The following is a 21,163-nucleotide window of genomic DNA, read 5'->3' as shown; positions in this document are numbered from 1 at the left end:
ACCCTAACAATCAAAATGCAAAAGCCATTTTGAAAATGTCGAGCCCTTCCGACCAAACGCTCATCGTTCAAAACCCGACTGATGAGAACCCGTTCGACAATCTCTTTGGCGGAGACGGGGACGCGATGTCGGATGATCCATTCGGAGCCGACAACGGTGGTGGCGCCGAACCGGCTGGCGACGCGGGACCCGCTCCAGCGGCTGGCGATCCGTTCGGTGATGCGATGGCGGACGAGCCTGCGTTCGAGGCTCCTGCGGAAGACCCGGCACCAGCCGACGATCCGTTTGGCGCTGGCGAGCCGGCCGCACCGATGGCGGGCGAAACAGCAGCTCCCGCCGCGAGCGACGACGCGTTTGGCGTTGACGATCCGTTCGGTGCCGGTGGTGAAGCCACGGTCGACCCGCAACCGACGACTCCTCCTGCAGAACCATTCGGTGCGCCGAACGGCGTCGCACCGGGAGGCGGGCGTCCATCGATGCTCGCACCAGGCGGTAACTTTGGAATGCCGGTCGGTGATGACGAACTGCGTGAATCGGGCGGAGAATTGCTCGACCGCGTGGATTCGCTCCGAAGTCGCGCCGAAGGTCGTTTGCGTGCGGAAGTCCGTGCACAACTTCGCGAAGCTCGACGGCTGATTCGCCAAGACCCTGTCGGCGTCGCCGGCAGTCTGAAGAGCCTGCTCGCACGCGTTGAATCCACACCGGACATCGATCCACAACTCCGTCGCGAATTGATGGGAGAGGTCCGGGCATCGATCCAAATCGCGTCCGCACGTGAAGCCGCTTTCCTCGAACAGCAAGTCACTTTGCAGGCGGTCTCGGCGGGCGCGACCGCATCGGCTCGACTTCTCGATGAAACGTTCCGACGCGAAGCCCGCTTGAAGACGTTGTCGGCTCAGATGAACGCGTTGATCGACGAAGGTCGTTACACCGAAGCGGACGGCGGCGTTTCTCTCGAGATCGCGAAGATCGCCGGTGACACGATCACCGACGACAGTGTTCTCGGTCGTCACGTCACGGACCAAACCTTGTGGCTGCAAACGTACGCACGTGACCGACGTTATCGCGAACTCCGCGAACGTAACTTTATCGATGCGTTCTCGTTGGTGCTCAAATCCGCGATCCCGTTTGTCGACGAGCCACCGATTGTTTATCCCGATGCTGACGTTTGGCAACGACTCAGCCGCCGGCGTATCGAACGCTACGGTGCGATCGAGTTGGTCGGTGACAGCGAAACCGAACGCCGGATCGAAGCAACGCTCGATGATGAAACGTCACAACGTTTCCCTGAGACGCCACTCAACGAAGCGATCCGTGTTCTTTCCGAAGCTCACGACATTCCGATCCGAATCAACCGGACCGCGATCGAAGGCAACGGTTTGACCGAGGACACCCCGGTCGACATTTCGCTCGAGAACGTTTCGCTTCGTTCGTTCCTGCGATTGATGCTTCGTGACCTGGAGTTGACCTACATGATCCAGGACGAAGTCCTCAACATTACCACTGAGGATGACGCCAACACGAACCTCGTGACCAAAGTCTATCCGGTCGGTGACCTTGTCGTTCCTGTGGTTGCCCTCGGCGGCGGCATGGGCGGCGGCATGGGAGGTGGCGATGGGAGGTGGCAGTGGGCGGCGGTATGGGCGGCGGCATGGGTGGCATGGGCGGCGGCATGGGTGGCATGGGCGGCGGCATGGGCGGTATGGGCGGCGGCATGGGCGGCGGTATGTTCGTCGTTCCTGACGACGTCTCGCTCCAAGACAAAGCCAACCGTCCGCAGGTCGATGCCTCGTCTTCCGACGCGAATTCCGCTGCAGCGCAAGCCAGTCCAGAGGCCGCTCGCAAACCGCAGTTGTCGCAGGACCCGAACGATTACGGCCCGATCCGCCTGAAGGCGAAAGACGGCCAGTCGCTCGAAGACCTTTGGCGTGCTTACTTCGCCGGATTGAAAATTGATTCGCCGGAGCAATTGACGGTGCTCGACCGACGCGTCAAAGCGACTGTCGGTGAACTCAACGTCAAAGCCTCTTCGTTGCAGGAATCCGGTGACGATGCGGAAGCGGTTGCGAAGTTCGAAGAGATTCGTGCTGTGATCGGCGGGGCCATCTCGGCCGGACACATTCAACCGTGGATGTACCAAGCCTATGCGATCGCACTCGCGGCTACGAACGCTCCCGAAGCCGAGATCGAACGGGCATTGCTGTCCGCAGTCGACTTTGCCGAAACCCCGGACGATGTCCTCAATGTCATCGGACGTCTCGAAGCGATCCGCTGCGATGCGGCGGCCATGAAATTATGTCGTCAACTGTCCGCGGTCGATCCGGATCGTCGCGAGCCTTATGTGACCGGTCTTCGCCTCGCCAAACGACTCGGAAATACCGAAGACTTGGCGTGGGCCTGCGAAGGTGTGCTCGGCCAAGCATGGCAGGCAAAAATGCAACCGCTGGTTGAAGAAGCTCGCTTGCTCGCCCGCGCGACGCATCAAGAATTGATCGAAAAAGGGGACACCGAAGGCGCATCGCAGTTCAGCGAAGCGCTTCGCCGTGCATCGTCTCACGACGCGATCGTTCGTGTTTGCTGGACAGGTGACGCGGACGTGGACCTGTCGGTGGAAGAACCCGCCGGTACGGTTTGCTCTCTCGACACACCGACCAGCCCAGGTGGCGGTACGTTGTTGGGTGATTCGTTCCCGGGGGCGGCTGATGACCCGACCGGTCAAGTCTGCGAAACCTATTTGTGTCCCCGTGGATTCAGCGGTGAATACCGCGTCATGCTGCGTCGGATTTGGGGCAACGTCGCGACCGGAAAGGTCACCGTCGAGATCCTCACCGATGTGGGGCGTCCGACCCAGCGATTCATTCGCCAACAAGTTCCGTTGATGGAGAAGAACGCGTTGGTGATCTTCGAAGTCAAGTCGGGACAACGTAAAGAGGAACTCGCCCAAGCTCAACTCGCTCACCTGCAGGACTTCGGTCGCAAAGCCGGTCGTGAGGTGCTCGGCCAGTTCGCCGGTCCGGACGCGGGCGGTGGAGTCAGCAATGGCGAGATCATGCAGGAATTCCTGCGTGACTATCCTTCGCTGAGTTCGTCGTCACCGTACTATGCAGGTGGGGGAAACAACCCGAATGCAATCAACGGAAACAATGGACGTGGCTTCTTCCCGCAAGGTGCGGTCGGTTATCGTCCTGAAATCACGACAATTCCCGAAGGTGCTTCGATGCTCGCCCTGGCGATTATCTCGGCCGACCGTCGTTATGTGCGGATCAGCCCTGCACCGCAGTTCATCCAAATTGCGGACGTGACGACGTTTAACTTCGTCACCGGTGAAGAGGGTGGCGGAACCGGTGGTGGAACAACCGGCGGTACGACGGGTGGGACCACCGGCGGAACCGGCGGCGTGTTCTAACGGCCCGCTGCGACGAAACTGTCCACGCGATTTCAACACGGCGGCGTGCGGTTCCCTTTCGGAATCGGACGCCGCTTTTCGTTGGCGCTCGGCCCTCAGCCCTTGAGGAGACCCGCGAGCCTTTGAGTAGTCCCGAGCGAGCGTACGCCGGCAAATGAGCGGCAATTTTGGAGGCTGCGATGGGGGATTCGGCGGACTTTCGTTGCTAAAAAATTTCTTTCAAAAAAGCAACTTCGGCTCAAGTTTGCCAGCCGATTGCTATTGACTGGTTTTTGAAAGGTCACCAAACTCGTGTCTTGCTTGTAACGAAGCGGCCAACCGGCGAAATTTCAGAGGGACACCACCCCAACCCGGTTGAGACACGACGCTACAGGGACGTATCGAATCGAAATTTGCCTCGGCGTTTCGTTCGAATCTCGACGCACAGGAAGTATGCTTCGGCCCTCTTTCACAAATCGTCGACGATGCGAGCGGGCCGGTCATCCAGGAAGGGTGATGCACCAATCACAGTCGTGATTGATCGGGTCGACCGATTCACTAACGGCATCTGCTAACCGCGTGATGGCCGGTGAGAATGCAAACACATCGGTTGTGTTTCTGTCTCATCCGCACACTCACTCGACGGCATGTGTCACCACGCAATCGTGTCGGAGACAAATGGGAACCACATTCCAATACCGGAATTTGCTTTCTGATGTCAACGACGTTACTGGCAGGAGCGCTGGTTTGTCATTCCAGACGGACTTCGACGTTAAAGAGCGAGTGCGCAACGCGTCCGACATCGTTGATGTCGTCGGTCGCGATCTCGAGCTGCGTCCACAAGGCCGTAATTTCGTCGCTCGTTGTCCGTTCCACAACGACACCAAACCGTCGATGACGGTGAACCCCGAACGGCAATCGTGGAAGTGTTGGGTATGTGACATCGGTGGTGACGTATTCAGTTTCGTGATGAAGCGTGAAGGGCTCGACTTTCCCGGCGCGTTGCGAGTGCTCGCCGAACGAGCCGGCATCGAGTTGCCGCAGTTTCGCAAAGGCCCCAAGACTCAACCCGGCGATCCCAACGACAAACCTACTCTGCTAGCGGCGATCGACGCGGTCGCCCAGGCGTACTACGAGCAACTTGACGCTCGCAAGACCGATGACGCGAAGGTGGCCTGGGATTACCTCGCCTCGCGCGGGATCGATGATGAAAACCGCCAACGTTTCCGAATCGGCTTTGCTCCCGACTCGTGGGACTTTGCCGTCAACCTTTTGAAGCGGAAGAACTTCTCCGAACAAGTCGCCGTTGCCTGCGGTGTCGCCAAGCCACGCGGCGGCCAAAATGGTGGCGACGGTTGTTACGACTTTTTCCGCGGCCGATTGATGTTTCCGATCAACAACGCGAGCGGGAAAGTGATCTCGCTCGGCGGTCGAATCATTCCGGCGATCGCGAAACGCATCGAAGAGTCCTCCGGGGGCAAAGCATCCGCAGGGGCAAAGTATTTCAACGGTCCTGAAACGCTCCTCTACCGAAAATCCTCCGAACTCTACGGCCTCGACTTGGCCCGTGACGCGATTCGTTCGGCCGGCGAAGTCCTCGTCATGGAAGGCTACACCGACGTGGTTGCCACGCGGATGTCGGGGATCGAAAACGCGGTCGCGGTTCTCGGTACCGCGCTGACCGCTCATCACGTTCGCATTCTCAAACGTTTTGCCCCGCGCGTCGTTCTCGTATTGGACGGCGACGATGCGGGACGACGTCGCGCCGAGGAGGTCCTCGACCTGTTCGTAACCGCCGACGCGGACCTGCGTATCCTGACGCTACCGGACAACTCCGATCCGGCAGACTACCTCGCGGAGCATCCATCGTCGGCGCTTCTTGAGTTGGCTGCCAACGCACCGGATGCGGTCGATCATAAGATCGCCCGATTGACCGAAGGCGTCGACCTGACCCGTGATACGCACCGCGTGACATCGGCGATTGAATCGCTGCTCAGTCTGTTTGTCAAAGTTCCGCAAAACGACGACCGTGCGGCTCTGAAGATTGACCAGTTGTTGCTGCGAATGAGCCGCACGTTTGAGTTGCCGGTCGACCGTCTATCGCGTCGCCTCGATGCCTTGCGTGCCGACCGCAAGCAAAGTGAAGCCAAGAAGGCACGTTACCAAAAACGACCCGCTGAAACCCGAGACCCCTCGCAACCCAAGACGCAATCGAATCGCACTTCGGGACGCGACCGTTTTTCAAACACACCCGCCGCGTCGCCGGCGCCGTCTGCCCCGTCACCCAACGATTACGCGGACATGGGGTTTGACGACCCGTTTGCTTCCGCAGCGATGGAAGATGCGGCGATGTTTGGGATGGATGATTCGATGCCGCCGATGTCAGCGCCGTCATCAATGTCCGCTCCCTCGCCGATGTCGGTTCCTTCCAATCGTCGAATCAATGACTTCGATTCCCAACCGCTGACGGGCGTTGATCGCGAGTTGTTCGAGACGCTTCTCGAGAGCCCCGAAGTGGCGGCCATGGCGATCGAGGCGATTGACCCAGATTGGTTGCAATCGATCACGGCCAAAATGCTCCTGTCGGCGTATCAGGAACTCGATCTTCAAGGTCACGAGTTGGACTCGGACGCGTTGTTGACGTTGTTGGAGAATGAGTTTTTGAAGAGCCAAATAATCAGCCTGCAACAACGCGTCGACAACCGAGCCGATCGGATCGCCGAGACACCTCACGAACGTTATGCGGCAATCCTCACGCGGTTTCATGAGCGTGAATTCGAAGCCGAAAAATCACGTCAAATCAATCAACTCGAATCGGCAACGCTTCCCGAAGACGAGGAGCTCGCGGTTTTGCAAGCGATTATTGACGCTGAACGAATTCGCCATAATCCGCGTTGACTTATCTGCCAAACCAACATCCAATTTGAGTGACTTCTGGATCCGTTCCGAGTCACGCCATTTCGAACCTCGAGCCCCGAGTTTTAATTGCTGAAACTTTCTCGAACATAACAAACCACTTTCGTTTTCCCGCTTTCGAGCCCGCGTTGTTTGATTCGCCCGAGCGTTCCCGCTCTCGAACGAATCGCCTCCCCGTGATCGAAACCCGTCATCTCCGGATGGCGAAGCGATCATGCCGACAACGGCTCACCGTTCCATGATGGAACGAGACCCTTTAACACGAAGTTAGAAACATGCAATTGATGGATCAAAATCTCTCGCAACTCATCGCCCGCGGAGCCAAGGATGGCTACCTGACCTATGATGAAGTCAACGCTTACCTGCCGGACGAAGACGTCAATCCGGAAAAGCTCAACACGTTGCTCGCGGCACTCGAGCGACGTGGCATCACACTCATCGAAGCGACTGAGAAGAAGGCACGCGAGGCCGCTGCCGCTCAAAAGCCCAAGAACACTCCGCAGCCGAACGTTGCCGGACTGCGTCGAGGTGACGACCTCTCGGGCGAGGAAACTGACTTAGAGGGTGAGCTCGACGTGTCGGCTGACGACGTCGATGCGGATGAGGTGATTGATGCTTCCGCGATCGAAGCATCGACCGAAGAACTCGGCGGTGTTGAAGACACTTCCGGGCCTGTGCTGGGAACGGCCGCGGATCTGCCCAAAGCCAGTGAGGATCCGATCCGGATGTATCTCAGTCAAATGGCGGAGATCCCGTTGTTGACTCGCGAGGAAGAAATCTCGCTGGCGAAGAAAATTGAAATCACTCGCAAGCAATATCGACGCTCGCTGCTCGAAACCGACTACGCGATGCGTGCGACCGTCGACGTGTTAAAGAAAGTTCACAGCGGAGAGTTGCCTTTCGATCGAACGATCAAAGTGTCGCTGACCGAACGTCTGACCAAAGAGCAAATTTCGCAGCGGATGCCGCACAACCTGCGGACGCTCGAACCGTTGCTCGAGCAAAATCAAGCCGATTTTGAAATTCTGGTTCGCCGAAGTGTTTCACCTCGCCTGAAGGCTGAAGTTCGTAACCGTTTTCTCCGCCGACGTCGCAAGTGTCTTGAGCTGGTCGAGGAACTGAGCCTCCGCAGTCGCCGCGTCACGCCGTTGTTGCATCAATTGGAGAAGATTTCCGGTCGGATGAATTTCATCCGTGACCGTCTCAACACGCTCGGCAAAGATGCGATGAGCCGAGACGAAGCCGCTGACCTTCGTCAAGAACTCCGCGAGTTGATGCTCGTCACTCAAGAAAGCCCTCGCAGCCTTCACAACCGTATGGTTCGCACGCGTAAATTCTTCGATCAGTACGAAGCGACCAAACGCGAACTGAGTGCAGGAAACCTTCGCCTAGTTGTTTCGATCGCGAAGAAGTATCGCAACCGTGGATTGTCGTTCCTCGACCTGATCCAAGAAGGAAACACCGGTTTGATGCGAGCGGTGGATAAGTACGAATATCGCCGTGGGTTTAAATTCAGCACCTACGCGACATGGTGGATCCGTCAGGCAATCACTCGTGCGATCGCCGACCAAGCCCGTACGATTCGCATCCCGGTTCACATGATCGATGTCTTGAGCAAACTTCGCCAAGCTCAGAAACGTTTGACTCAAACCTTGCGTCGCGAACCGACCTACGAAGAAATTGCTGAAGCCACCGAAGTGCCGATCGAAGAAGTCCGCCGCGTGATGGACATCGGCCGTCATCCGGTCAGTCTTGATCGCCCCGTCGGTGAAGGCGAAGACAGCAGTTTCGGCGAGTTCATTCAGGACAACGAGAATGACAACCCGGTCCGAATGGCAGCGAGCGGAATGCTGCGAAATAAAATCGACGATTTGTTAAAGACACTGACGTTCCGCGAGCGTGAAATCATCCGCCTTCGTTACGGCCTCGTTGATGGTTACAGCTACACGCTCGAAGAATGTGGCCGGATCTTCAAAGTCACACGGGAACGTGTTCGTCAAATCGAAGCCAAAGCAGTCGCGAAATTGCAGAGTCCTTCGCGTGCCGAACGTTTATCGTCGTACCTCAACCCCGCCGCATAAGGGCGATTGGAAACGTCGGAAGTCTCTTGGTGCGGCCGCGATGTCGCACCGGTCATTGCATAAAAAAAACGGCGGACGCGACGTGCCCAAACGTCGATCCGCCGTCTCTTTATCAACTACGAGAAGCTCTCGGTTCGATGATCTTTGTCGCAATCCCACACCACGACAACTCACCGATCCGACCTCTTCGGCCAAACGTCGGGTCCTCCACTTGGTTGACCACGCCGGCTATTCGCTATTGTTCGGCAGAAATTGACCAACGGGAGGACGGAAGTTCCCTAGAAAACCAGTTTCGTTCACACCGTCGGATAAACTTTGCCGGTTAAGCAAAACGCTCGTTGTTCCTGTCTTTCGATTTCAACCTTGCCAGGTCAAAGCTGTCTTTGGAATACTTCAGCATGCCTGGTCTCTCCCAATCTTTCCATTGCAAGGATGCTCACGTGGCCATTGGACCTCTCGCCGACGTTTCGGCGCTTCATGTTGATCAGCTCTACGATCTCTACTACGCGGTCGCTGAGAAGGATCATGCCTTCCGGTTGCAATCGCAGTACGGCAGCGTCACACCGCCCGCCGGTCATTGTGAGTTTCGCCCCCTGAGTCGCGAATCGTTCACGCAGCGAGTCTTGCACTACGATTCGTTGGGAGCCGGAGAAATCGGCCAGTCGCTCAGGACTCGATTGGCTCGTCAGGCTGCCGCCTACGGTGTCGCCTCGACGAAGCAAAAGGTTGCAAAACGAGCAGCCTAGAGCGTTTGTTGAAATGATGTAGCCGATGTCGCCAGACTTCGGTGCCCTGAATTCTGGCGAATCCGCCTACAGGGATCGGACACGTCAAATGTCAAAACGCTCTTATCGAGCAGTCCGAATGCGGATCGGTATTTCGAGTTCGCGATCCCAATTTGAACGCCGAATTCATCGGCGATATCCGTCTGCGGAGTGAAACCGGTGACTCAGAAGTCAACCAGTCTGTTGCTATCGATCCTGCGAGCGGCGCATTGCCGCAGCACGCATCATCATTTTGCCATCGACGCCCTGCCCCTGGTGGGAACTCCCGCGGGAGAGCGACTCGTCGGCCATTTGTTGCGGCATCATCATCGCTACCTCGCGGGGGCGAAGGATCCCGACGTTCGCTTTCGCGACTTTCAAAACCATGTCATCCATGTCGATGATGGTTATTGGGGCGGCGCTCCACGGGTCGCTCATCAGTGGTACGACCGGATGCAACGGTATCTCCGCACCGATCGATGGAGTGACGCAGCTCATGCGGCCGGCGTCTTGAGCCACTATTTCACTGACCCCATACAGCCTTTGCACACGGCCCAAACTCCCGTGGAGAAGGTTCTGCACCGGCCTATCGAGTGGAGCGTGACCAAATCGTACGCTTCGCTCTTCGGGCAATGGCAGCGTGATCCGTCGCGCACCGTCTTTCAGCTTTCGGACAGCCCAGGATGGTTGGGCGAAGCCATTTTGTCGTCAGCGAGGGTTGCTCACGATCATTACGAGACACTTCTCGAGCATTACGACCTAAAGAAGGGACGCAGCGACCCGCCGGCAGGATTGGACAATGTGTCGCGCGGATGCTTCGCTCAATTAATCGGCCTTTGCGTGACCGGTTGGGCGCGGGTCATCGAGCGAGCTGCACTGGACGCCGAACAGGCGCGAAACAAACCGCTGCCCACGCAAGGTGTCACCTTGGGTGTTGTGCTCGCGGGCATTCGGGTTCCACACCAAGTTTGGATACGCCGTGTGGAACATGGTGTCGAACAGCGGAAAATTCGCGCGTTGATCGATGAGTTTGAGGCGACCGGCGCGATCGAGAAGAATCTGCCCAGCGAACTGCGGGTCATGGAGAAGGTTCGCAATATTTATACCCGCGAACGTGAGTACAACCGTCTCCGGGCTGAACGTCAAAACGGTTCGATGATTCGCATCCTTCAGGCAGACGACGTCAAAGACGCAGCGAACGCGCAGGCAGACGAAAGTACCACAACGAGTCCGGATGTCATTGATCAACAGCGGGTAACGATCCCGTTCGTCTCACCACAGAAAGGCAACGTACGACTGCGGGTGGAAGACGACCTCGTCGATGCACCTTCGATCGGTAAGAAAACGGCGGCGCGTTTCGCCAAGTTGGGCATTCACACGGTCGGCGAATTTTTGGCCTCGGATCCGGCAAAGCTTGCCGATCGCTTGGCAACCCGCTGGATTACCGAAGAGACGTTGCATGCGTGGCGTTGTCAGGCGATTTTGATGTGCCAGTTGCCGGACATGCTCGCCCGCGACACGCAGTTGTTGGTCGGTGCCGGATTCGCCACCGCCGACAGCATCGCCAAGACCAAACTTGACGCGTTGCACCGAGCGATTGAAGCATATGCAGCAACGTATTCAGGCCGTCGTTACCTGCGTGGTGCCGAACCGCCGACGCGTGACCGGGTCGATACGTGGATCGGCGAAGCCGCCTTGGCATTGGTACGCCAAAAACGTGCCGTTTCTCGTATGAGAAATGCCGAATCTGAATCAGATGCCGGTTCCCGAACCGATTCCGATCAAACGTCTCGTGCGGCCTAGTTTCGCAACGCTTGGTTGCAACGCGACGGCTCTCTTGAAGCCGCCGCGGTAACAGGTCTACCCTGTCCTACGGTTTCTCGGCGGCAGATGCGTCGAGCGATTCAGAGGGAGCAGGCAACTCGGTCGCGATATTCACGTCGCCGGGCGAGCTGATTCCCTCGTCGATCATCTGCCAATCGTTGCTGGAGACGGTTCCCACAGTTGGCTGCGTTGCCGATGGATCAAACGGTCCTGACGTTACCGGACATGGTACGCTGACTTTCTCCGGTTGGCATCGAGGCTCGAGGAAGCGGCCGAGTTCATAGGCGTCACGTTCTGCTCCCGGGCACCATGCTCCTTCCGCCAGGTTCACTTCCGCGTACGCTAGCAGTGATCCCTTCTGGCGATGGAAGTCGCGAATCGCCACGTTGTAGTTCGAGATCGACTGATAGAACTCGACTTCGCTAGTGACCACCTGCCGTTGTGCTTGCAACAGGAAGTTAATGTTGTCGGTTCCATCGCGATACCGCCGGCGAAGCACGTCGACCTGTCTCAAGTCGGCGAGGTAACGGTTGTAGTTGGTTTCGACGAGTTGATAGGTCAGCTCGATAGTACGCCCCGCGTCGGCCAGATCGTGGCTGATGCGAAGTTCGGTTTCGCTGAGCAAGGCACGTTCACGCTGCAGGTTGAGTTTCGCGTGAGCGACGGCACTGCTGGCGGCACGCAGACCGATCGGCGCGGTGAATTCGACACCCGCACTCCATTCTTGATAGTCGCCATCGGTGATCGAATGGACGAGGTTGTCGTTCGGCGAAATACCATCGCCATCTCCGATCAAATGGTCGCCCAACCCACGCCAGCGATATTGCCCGACGAAGTCGGCTTGCGGACGTCGGTTCAGTCTCGCGGCCGTCAATTCCATCTCACGTCGTTTGACGTTGAACTTCTGACGACGAATTTCAACTCGTCTTGCCAGTGCTTGACCGAGGGCACTTTCCCAGTCAAAGACGACTTTGGCATCAACCGGTGACGTTGTTGGTTTCAACAATGCACCATCGGACGCTGGCATGCCGATCAGGTAACGCAACCGCTGCTCGAGAGCATACAAGCCGGTCGTGCCTGCCAACGACGACTGAACCTGGGCTTCGAATTGATAGTACTGCGAACGTGCCTGGGCTTCTTCATCCCGGCGTCCCGTTCCAACCTCAAGACGAACCTGTTGGTATTGGAACGTCTGCAGTGCGGCTTCTCGCCCTTTGACGACCGCTTCGAGAATTCGGTATGAGGCGGTCAGGTCCCAATAGGCTTGTTCGACGTCGGCGATCAAGGAGATCACCGCAGCCTCAAAGTCGGCCAACGCCACGTCTTCGTTGACCCGGGCGATCAACACACCATTGTACGTTCCGATCGCACCACTCGTTCCGGCGATTCGGTTGTAGGTGGCACCGGCACCCTTCATCAACGGTTGGCGATATTCGGCTTCCAGGTAACCAGTGAATGCACTTGGGTACAACTGGCTTGCGCGACTGGGGTCATCGGTGCGAGTATAGCCGACGACGTTACGCAGAGCGAAGCTCGCACCCGTCGCAGTACGTTTGGTAATTTCGTTGCTGTAAGACGCAACGGTCTGATTTGCAAAGGACGGGAAGACCGTTCCAATTCCCCCTCCCGTAATGCTGAAGTTCCTCGGTTGATCGACTTTCTCCCAGAACAACGATTGCGAGTACTGTGCGTCGAACGCAGACAGCGCCGCTTCCACACCGAGTGACGGGTTGGCGTGGGCGAGCGCGGGGTCATACGACGTCGTAACCGCCGAAGGGCTTGTCACGACGGCGCCTCCGATCGATCGCAACACCGGGCTGCTGCGCAGAGCTTGCTGAATCGCGTCCTGCAACGTCAATTCGATCGCCGGCATCTTCGCCGGGTCTTGCAATGCGTTGGGGGCGTTCGCGGAGGCAGCCGCGGTTGATGATGGTGTAGCACACTCGTGTACCTGAGGGTACTCGATGCGAAGAGCAGAGTGATCGTGATACGAAGTCTTCGTATCGTAAGGGCTGTCAGGGATCTTTTGTGTTAGACCGCATCCGACCGTGGCGAGTGTGCTGACACAGCCACACAACAACGAGGCGAGCACGCGACGTCGACGCCGTTTGCTGACACGGCGTTTCACGTCGGCATTCTGCGTTGGCACGCTGTCTGTTTCAACACAATCGTTTTTCGTGAACTGCCGATCCATGGCTGATCTCAATTGCTATACGAGGTAAAGGCCGGACTCACCGCGGTCGACTTCCCTGTCGATGACCCGCAATGAGCGAACGGACGGTGTTTTATTGCAGGTGCGATGACCTGCGTTGAAATATTTCTTAAATGGCTCGACTCGCACGTCCCCGTCAGGGCAATGCGATGAAGGTTCCTGAAACCACGGCGGCTTCCACCAGAACAGCTCGCTTTTCCAAAGGAGGGCGTTGGTACATTTTCGGTACCGGCGAACCGGCCCGGTAGTAACCTTTGCTGTAGACGATGTCGCACGGTTCTTGCACTGTCGCCAGATACGGAAGCATCGGGAACGTTGTAAAGAAGCGAGCGCCGGCTGCGAGCGGTTGGAAGCATCCCCATCGTTCGTGACCGTGCCGTTCGAGCATCCGGTCTTCGAAATACAATGGGTGTGAATAAGTGTTCGGAGCTGCCCAAGGTCGGATCAGACGCGGCCATGCACCACCACCGGTGAGCGCCATGCGTGAATACCCGTCCTCGGGAAGCGCGACGAGCGGTAGGTCTTTGCCGGCCCGCAGTCCTTCGGGGACGCGTCCGTTTCCAATCGGTTCTTGATCGATCGAGACGGCTCGGATTGGCGGAAGCACGAAATGCCCTGATTCAATTTCAGGCAGTCGCTCTTCAATAAACGGTTTGGCGAATGCGTCCTCGTCTTCGTCGTCCTCGAAGTCGGATGCACGCGGCTCTCGATTGGCGTTTTCACCGTCGTCTTCGTAGTTTTCCATGTCCAGTGGGTCAGGCTCTTCACCCAACAAATCTCGCAATCGCTTCCGCCGTAGAGCGTCTTCATCGAGAGCTTCGACGGCATCAGTCGCGTTGCTATCCGATGCAGCGGACTTCCCGCTCGCGTCTTCATCGGCGATAATCATCGCGAAGGTGGTCGGAGAAACAACATTTTCGTTCGCGTTCGGTCCGGCAAAATCAACGCGAGATTCGTCGGCCCATGCGTTTGAAGATGTGCCCGAAACGACGACTCCGATTGCGGCGAGGAAAACGCCGAGGCGACGTCGAGTCAATCGACGACCGGTCGAGTAGAGCCATCGATCCACACGCATAACATCCATGTGACCGACCATGGGGAGTTGCAGTTGTCCGTCGCCGAACCACCAATCCCAGATTGAAGTTGACATCGTGGTGCGTATTCCTTGACGTGATTTGCGGATCGAAAAGCACATACCGGTAACTCCCGGCAGGCGGTGTAATCGTCTAGACCGGCACGACGAATCGACCCGCACCCGTTAAAACCATCGTTGTTCGCAGGACACGACGAGCACAGGCGGCATAGCCGTTAAACCTTACAAGTGGTCCGGACCACCCCACGGACCATTAACGCCACTCAAATCCGCAATTTGTAGCGATGTTGATTGAACTGACCGATCCCCATGACTCGCGTATTCAGGCGTACCGTAATCTTCGCCTGCGCGATCCCAGTCAGGGGTTTATCGCGGAAGGTTCGCTCGTGGTGAAGCGGCTGATTGCGAGTGAATTATCCATACGATCGTTACTGCTTCACAAAGGTCAGGAACAGAAATACCTCGATCTGCTTCCCGATTCCGTGCCGGTGTATGTCGTCGACCCGGCTCTCGGAGAAAACATCGCCGGCTATGACTTTCATCGGGGCGTGCTGGCTCATGGTGACTGCCCACCACTGCGAGATTGCGAGCAACTGCGACGATCACGTCCTGCCATCTCGTTGGGGTTGATCGGAATCAGTGACCCTGAAAACGTCGGCAGTCTTCTGCGGTCGGCCGCGGCGATGGGAATCGAAGATGTCTTGATCGGGCCCGCTACCATCAACCCCTATGTTCGTCGGGTGATCCGCGTCAGCATGGCCTCGGTTTTCAATCATCGTTTCTATCAGTTCGATCAGCCGTTAGAACAGATTGCGGGTCTGCAACATAACGGTATTCGGTTTGCCGCCACGACGCTCGATCCCGATGCCGTCAACATCGAAGACCTCACGCTGCAGGTTCATGGCACACCGACCGTCTTGTTGATGGGCAACGAAGCAAATGGGCTCGATCCAGCGGTCCAGCAGGCCTGTCACGTGCGTACGACGCTGCCGATGCCAGAATCGACCGATAGCCTAAACGTGAGTGTTGCGGGCGCGGTTTTTCTTTACGAACTGACAAAACATCTGAGATGAATCGACACCTTCTCGATGCTTTGTTGCAGCACGCCCAGCAGCGTCCCGACGCAATCGCGTTGAAGCATCCCCACATGCCTCCGCGGACGTGGGGGCAATTGGTAGTCGCGGTCGAGCATGCCTCCCGTTTGATCGCAAACGTAGCCAAGGCACCAAGTGGTGTCACCGTTGGCCGTGCAACGGAAGTCGACCAGCGGCGAATCGTCTACGATTGTCACAACACCGAGAACGACGTGGTGTTGGCGTTAGCCTGCATTGCTAGCAGCACGTTAGAGATTGCAGTCGATGGAAAGTTACCTAGCGAGACCCGCAGCCTACTTAGCAAGCAGGCAAACGCGGAGTTGGTCGACTTGGCCAGTGTCGATTGGTTGAGTCATGACGGTAGCGTGCTCGCTGCGGTCGAGAAACTGGAGAAAGCGGCCGAAGAGGTCCGACTCGCTCGAGCCAGTTTGGTGTTGTGGACGAGTGGAACGACTTCCCAACCGCGAGGCGTTGTCCTCTCTCAACGCAATTTGACAACCAACGCGGCAGCCAAACTCCAGGCCGTTCCGCAGGATGCGGAGGACCATCGTCTGACCCTTTTGTCCTTGGCGCACGCGTATGCGAGAACCTGCGATATGGGGACATGGTTGATGTCCGGTTGTCGTTGGACGTTGGACTATGGGCGCGCGTCCTTGGATCGGATCGATGGCTCTGGTGGTTCCGACGCACCCACTTTGATCAATTGTGTTCCCTCGATCGCACAGGCAGTGATGCAGCGGACGCGGGCCAATGACCCGAGATTGCGAGAGTTGCGTCTGCTCGGGTGTGGAGGTGCTGCGTTGCAGACAAAGCATTTTGATGCGTTGCGACAAAATGGTATCGAGGTCATTCAAGGATACGGATGCACGGAAACGTCTCCCGTAATCTGCAGTGCCTCGCCGGGCGCCACGGTCGCCGCATGCGTCGGGCCTCCTGTGGCAGATTGCGAAACCCGAATCAATGATCAGCGTCTTTTGGTCCGCGGCCCAATGGTAATGTTGGGTTACCTGGACGATGATCAATCCACCGCCGACAAAGTCGATTCGGACGGATGGCTCGATACCGGTGATCTTGTGGAGCGACAGCCCGATGGTCAGTTCCGAATTCTGGGGCGTTCCGACGACGTGATCGTTTGCGACAACGGATTCAAAGTGCATCCACATGCGGTCGAGCAGATGGTTTTGCAAAACAGCAGTTGTGAGCATGCCGTTTTGATCCCAGGGAGAAACGGGCTGATCCTGGCTGTTCAGTCGGAAGAGTTTGATGGGTCGCGATACCGAGACCTCGCTCTGTCCTACCTGCCTCACGGGATTCAACTCACAACGACACGACTGGTGCCCAACCTCTCTCGCCGGTCGGGTGAATTGACCGGAAAGGGGACACCGCGCCGTCACATCGTCGCGAGTCGCTTTCGCTAGAGGTGCGATCTCTCACGGTTCCCGCGTATCTGCACGTAGTGTGACGTGGCATTTGTTTGAGGGCGTTTGCGTCTTTCGCCGTCGGGGCGACATGCCCGTCCTGCGATGTCCGGGATGCCACTCGATTGCCCATTGCATGTTGGACTCAGCGCGATCGCGTTGATTTTGGCGTTTTCCAGCGAGCAGTTCGGCAGAATGGTCAGGCGTGTCCTACCCTAGACTGGGGATTGATTAGACTGATCCGCGACGGCCTGCACGTTCAATGGCACATCTGTTGGCGAAAATGCAGCTATTTGTGGTCTTTTCTGCGCCCCGTCTGTCGTCCACACCGGCCCTGTTCCTTGCTCCCCCTTTTCCTGAACCGCTGCATTAAGGGACTCACTCCATGCTTCTCGCAACCATTTCCGGCTCCTACCTGGTGGACGGTGCGGTCGTACTGATCGTCGGTGCACTGATTTGTGTACTGTTTTTCGTCGTCCTTCTGCAGAAATACTACATCAAGGTCGGCCCTGATCGCGCCATCGTCCGATCCGGTCGCGGTGGTGTGGAAGCGGTATGTGGTCAAGGGATGTTGGTGATTCCATTGATCCAACAATACGAATACATGGATCTGACGCTGAAGAGCTTCGAGATTCATCGCGAGGGCAGCGCGGGTTTGATTTGTAGAGACAACATCCGTGCGGATATCAAGGTCGCGTTCTTTATCCGCGTTGCGAACTCGCCCGCGGAGATGAAGGAAGTTGCCGAGGCCATCGGCGCCAAACGCTGCAGCCAACTCGAAACGCTCCGCGAACTGTTTGATGCGAAATTCAGCGAAGCTCTTAAAACCGTTGGTAAGCAGTTTGACTTTATTGACCTTTATGACCAACGCGACAAGTTCAAGGACGAAATTCTGAAGGTGATCGGTACCGATCTGAATGGTTACCGGCTCGACGACGCCGCGATCGATTACCTCGAGCAGACTCCGCTCGATATGCTCAGCCCGAGTAACATTCTCGACGCAGAAGGTATCAAGAAGATTACGGAACTGACGTCGACGGAGAAAGTCAAAGAAAACCAATTCACCCGCGATAAAGAGAAGACGCTCAAGAAACAAGACGTCGAAGCGGAAGAAACCATCCTGGCGTTGGAACGCCAACGGGTGGAAGCCGTCGAGAAACAACAACGCGAGATCGCCGAGATTTCATCGCGGGAGCAAGCCGCCGCCGCCAAAGTTCGCGAAGAACAGCGTCTCGAATCGGAACGTGCTCGTATTCGAACCGAAGAAGAAATCGGGATTGCCGAAGAAAACAAAGGCCGGCAGATCTTGGTCGCGTTGCGAAACAAAGAGAAAACCGACGCCGTTGAACTCGAACGTGTTGCCCGCGATCGTGACCTCGAAGCGACCGAACGCATGCGTGTTGTCGGCGTCGCCGATGTCGAGAAAGAAAAAGCGATCGAGGTCGAGAAGCGAAACATTCAAGAGGTGATTCGAGAACGTGTCGCGGTCGAACGTGCCGTGGTCGAAGAACAAGAACGTATCAAGGACACCGAAGAAGTCGCTGCTGCCGATCGTGCCAAGAAGGTGCAGGTCACCGCCGCCGAAATGAAAGCGGAAGAGGAGTTGATTCGCCAAACCAAGTTGGCTCAAGCCGAGAAGGAATCGAGCGAATTGATCGCGCAGAAGATTCGCATCGAAGCGGAAGCCAAACGCGACGCGGCCGAGAAAGAGACGGCGGCAACGAAGATGCTCGCCGAAGCCGAATCGGCACAGGCCGCTGCGATCGGGCTCGCCGAAGCTCAGGTGCAAGAGGCCAAGGCGATTTCGCTCGAGAAGGAAGGTCTCGCCGAAGCGAAGGTTTCACGCGAGAAGTACAGCGCCGAAGCGACCGGAATCACCGAGAAGGCCGAGGCGATGAAGAAACTCGATGGTGTCGGCAAGGAACACGAAGAGTTCAAATTATCGCTCACCAAAGAAAAGGATGTCGAGATCGCAGCGATCGATGCCCAGCGAGGAATCGCCGAGAGCCAAGCTGGCGTCATTGGCGATGCTCTCAAGGCGGCGCGGATCGATATCGTCGGTGGAGACGGCGAGTTCTTCGATCAGATCACCTCCGCGGTCAAGGGCGGCAAAGCGATCGACCGATTCGTCTACAACAGCAAAGTGGCGACCGACATCAAGGACACCTTCTTCGACGGCAACGCGGACTACTTCCGCAGTCAGATGGAAGACCTGATTGGCCAGTTTGGATTGGATACCGATGGCGTCAAGGATCTCTCGATCGCCGCGCTGATCGCCAAAATGCTCGGCATGGCATCGACCGACGACGTCCGAAACCAGTTGACGAGCTTGCTCAGCATTGCTGCAACCGCCAACGTCTCGGACCAGAAAACAGGGCGACTTCTCACTCAGCCGAGTTCCAACGGTGAGAACACAGTCGCCGCCAAACGGGTCAAGCCGACCTCCAAAGGCTAGTGACTCTGGCGGATTGCGATGCCGCGTTCCTGCGAGTGTGCCGATCTCTTTTCGGTGAACGCTGCGGACGCGGCGAAGTGATCGTGTCATCAATGATGAGGATGCTCGGTGGCGTGCTGCGACACCCGCCGAGTCGTCGTCAAACGAAGCGTCCACCTAGCTACTCGCCAATAACCAACCTATGAGTGACACGCAACTCACCGGCGGAACCTACGAAATCCTTCGCAATCGCCTTCGCGATGCTGCGAACGATTTACGGGATCGTATCGGCAAACTGAATGCCGAGCGAAATGACGTTTTCGGCAATATCGAAACGCGACTGATCGCGACCCAGCGGATCTCGACCGAGCACAACTGCGTGCCACGTGATATCGTTTCGATCGGTGACCATTTTGTATTCGGATACAACGTTCAGTTTGGGTTGAAGACAGAGATCCGGCTGCCCGATGTGTTCTCGATCTATCGGATGGAAGATCACGAGTTCCACGCCTCTGCGTTGGACTTGATCAGTGACCCACGTTTTGTCAAAGACTTTGAAGAACTCTATCGGTTCTACAAAGGAACGACGTTCCTGCGTTTCTTTGTAAACGGCCCGACACTTCACATGGTTTTCCAGGTCGGCAAGACCGCCAACGACATTAAGTCCTTCAAGTGGCTAGTTACCGGATCGCAGATCGAGTATGTCGACAACCGCAGTGACCATGAGGTCAAGCAACCTCCACAGCACGCGTTTGCCTGGCAGCGTGCAACCCGCGACATGCATCGCTACGGGGACCATCCGCATATCTCGATCGAAGACAAAGTGTTTGTCGAAACGGTCGGTGGCGATCTGACCGTGAAGGTGGAAAACAACACGAGCAGTGGAGAAGGAATCTACGCCGAACCGGTCGACAATCCCGATCAAAAGCTCGACGACGCTGAGACTTACTATGCGATTGTCGGAAACTTGGTCTTGATGAAAATCAAACCGTATCAGGAGAACCAGTTTCGATACATCGTTTTCAACGGGAAGATCAACGAAGCCGTCCGTCTCGACGAAATTCAGCATGCATGCGTGATGTTGCCGGGCGATCAAGGGCTGATCTTCCCCGGTGGCTATTACTTGCAGTCGGGTGAGTTCAAACGGTTCGACCACGGTCTCGCCGACATGCGTTATGAACGCACGATCGCGTCGTCCAACGGCGAGGACTACCTCTACTTGTTCAGCAACGTTGAGCACGGGACGTACGTGCAGCTTCGGTACAACCAAATTCGCCAAACCGTTGAGACACCGTTGGCCTGTCACGGTCAAACGTTTTTTGAAGCCGGAGAGATGGTTTGTTTCAAGGCCCATGAGTCGCCGCAGAAGCACCATCCGATCCAAATTTGGCAAACACCCTTTGTCGGTGACAACTACCTGCCGCCGAGCCAGACGGATTCATTGCTTTTCAAAATTGGCAACCAAGATCTCGTTCGCGGGATGGCCGAATGCAGCGAAGTCCTGCAACTGATCGAGAAAGACGACAGCTATGACGGGCTGTACCAAGACCTCGTCAAAAAGTCAGGGGATATTCTCGACAGCTATTTTTGGATTGGGAACGAAGAAACTCAGCGACTCGATGTCGCGTTGACGAGCATCCGCGACGCAGCGTCTGCTGCGGTCGAAGAGTTCGAGAAGGTTGTTCGGGTACGTACCGAGACCAAGAAACAAACCGACCGAGTCAAATCAGGAATTGAGGGAACGCTCAAGGAGATCGACCGCAAACGATTCGAGAGCATTCAAGAGTTTGTCAGCTCCCTGACGAGTCTGCGAGAGCATCGCGGCCACGCGATCACGTTGAAGGAGTTGAAGTTTGCCGATCTCGCTCTCGCCGATGATCTCGAGAACCGATTGACGCGGGCCACGCAGCGATTGAGTCGACGCTGTGTCGTACTTTCTGCT

11 protein-coding genes and 1 pseudogene are annotated in these 21,163 nt (G+C 56.8%); 10 read left to right on the top strand and 2 right to left on the bottom strand.

The genetic code is table 11. The features are described from left to right. From RSSM_RS35335 to RSSM_RS14240, 6 genes and pseudogenes are all read left to right on the top strand, one after another. A pseudogene (locus tag RSSM_RS35335) lies at positions 1-1,892 on the top strand (hypothetical protein); the annotation flags it as partial. Further along, positions 1,853-3,406 carry a hypothetical protein gene (locus tag RSSM_RS35330; RefSeq protein ID WP_052336052.1) on the top strand — a complete coding sequence of 518 codons (1,554 nt, stop codon included), beginning with the start codon at positions 1,853-1,855 and terminating at the stop codon, positions 3,404-3,406. The pseudogene RSSM_RS35335 and the gene RSSM_RS35330, both read left to right, overlap by 40 nt. Positions 3,407-4,063: 657 nt before the next feature. Then, complete coding sequence (dnaG, locus tag RSSM_RS14255) at positions 4,064-6,283, top strand: DNA primase (protein ID WP_044302563.1); 2,220 nt, start codon at positions 4,064-4,066, stop codon at positions 6,281-6,283. A gap of 293 nt (positions 6,284-6,576) precedes the next feature. Further along, positions 6,577-8,382: a sigma-70 family RNA polymerase sigma factor gene (locus RSSM_RS14250; protein ID WP_008679902.1), complete on the top strand. Its 1,806-nt coding sequence runs from the start codon at positions 6,577-6,579 to the stop codon at positions 8,380-8,382. A gap of 440 nt (positions 8,383-8,822) precedes the next feature. Beyond that, positions 8,823-9,128 (top strand): hypothetical protein, encoded by a 306-nt coding sequence (locus RSSM_RS14245; RefSeq protein ID WP_008679900.1) that lies wholly within the window; start codon positions 8,823-8,825, stop codon positions 9,126-9,128. A 198-nt stretch (positions 9,129-9,326) separates the two neighbouring features. Next, positions 9,327-10,949 (top strand): DUF4332 domain-containing protein, encoded by a 1,623-nt coding sequence (locus tag RSSM_RS14240; RefSeq protein ID WP_052336053.1) that lies wholly within the window; start codon positions 9,327-9,329, stop codon positions 10,947-10,949. Positions 10,950-11,016: 67 nt separating this feature from the next. Here the strand turns inward: RSSM_RS14240 and RSSM_RS14235 are convergent, their stop codons facing one another. Both RSSM_RS14235 and RSSM_RS14230 read right to left on the bottom strand, forming a co-directional pair. Next, on the bottom strand, positions 11,017-13,164 hold the full coding sequence (locus RSSM_RS14235; protein ID WP_008679896.1) for a TolC family protein: 2,148 nt from the start codon (positions 13,162-13,164) through the stop codon (positions 11,017-11,019). A gap of 154 nt (positions 13,165-13,318) precedes the next feature. Then, a complete protein-coding gene (locus RSSM_RS14230) occupies positions 13,319-14,332 on the bottom strand; it encodes a hypothetical protein (protein WP_044302559.1) in 1,014 nt (337 codons plus the stop codon). Positions 14,333-14,559: 227 nt separating this feature from the next. Here RSSM_RS14230 and RSSM_RS14225 point away from each other — a divergent pair, with 227 nt between their 5' ends. The 4 genes from RSSM_RS14225 to RSSM_RS14210 form a co-directional block, all read left to right on the top strand. Next, positions 14,560-15,348: a TrmH family RNA methyltransferase gene (locus RSSM_RS14225; protein WP_008679893.1), complete on the top strand. Its 789-nt coding sequence runs from the start codon at positions 14,560-14,562 to the stop codon at positions 15,346-15,348. Then, positions 15,345-16,787, top strand: a complete 1,443-nt coding sequence (locus RSSM_RS14220) for an AMP-binding protein (protein WP_008679891.1) — start codon at positions 15,345-15,347, stop codon at positions 16,785-16,787. Before RSSM_RS14225 ends, RSSM_RS14220 begins: the two co-directional genes overlap by 4 nt. A 385-nt stretch (positions 16,788-17,172) precedes the next feature. Next, a complete protein-coding gene (locus RSSM_RS14215; protein WP_044302558.1) occupies positions 17,173-19,242 on the top strand; it encodes a flotillin family protein in 2,070 nt (689 codons plus the stop codon). Positions 19,243-19,423: 181 nt separating this feature from the next. Then, the coding region (locus RSSM_RS14210) for a DNA repair ATPase (RefSeq protein ID WP_008679887.1) at positions 19,424-21,163 on the top strand (1,740 nt) is incomplete at its 3' end.

It is taken from the genome of Aporhodopirellula sallentina SM41 (assembly GCF_000346505.1).
Lineage (GTDB): Bacteria > Planctomycetota > Planctomycetia > Pirellulales > Pirellulaceae > Rhodopirellula > Rhodopirellula sallentina.
This window is presented reverse-complemented; position numbering and strand designations above follow the sequence as displayed.

Excerpts from the sequence above, each read along its gene's own strand:
- RSSM_RS14220 (WP_008679891.1), top strand. The coding sequence starts at position 15,345 with ATGAATCGACACCTTCTCGATGCTTTGTTGCAGCACGCCCAGCAGCGT.
- RSSM_RS14215 (WP_044302558.1), top strand. The coding sequence starts at position 17,173 with ATGCTTCTCGCAACCATTTCCGGCTCCTACCTGGTGGACGGTGCGGTC.
- RSSM_RS14235 (WP_008679896.1), bottom strand. The coding sequence starts at position 13,164 with ATGGATCGGCAGTTCACGAAAAACGATTGTGTTGAAACAGACAGCGTG.
- RSSM_RS14225 (WP_008679893.1), top strand. The coding sequence starts at position 14,560 with ATGTTGATTGAACTGACCGATCCCCATGACTCGCGTATTCAGGCGTAC.
- RSSM_RS14250 (WP_008679902.1), top strand. The coding sequence starts at position 6,577 with ATGCAATTGATGGATCAAAATCTCTCGCAACTCATCGCCCGCGGAGCC.
- dnaG (WP_044302563.1), top strand. The coding sequence starts at position 4,064 with ATGGGAACCACATTCCAATACCGGAATTTGCTTTCTGATGTCAACGAC.
- RSSM_RS14230 (WP_044302559.1), bottom strand. The coding sequence starts at position 14,332 with ATGTCAACTTCAATCTGGGATTGGTGGTTCGGCGACGGACAACTGCAA.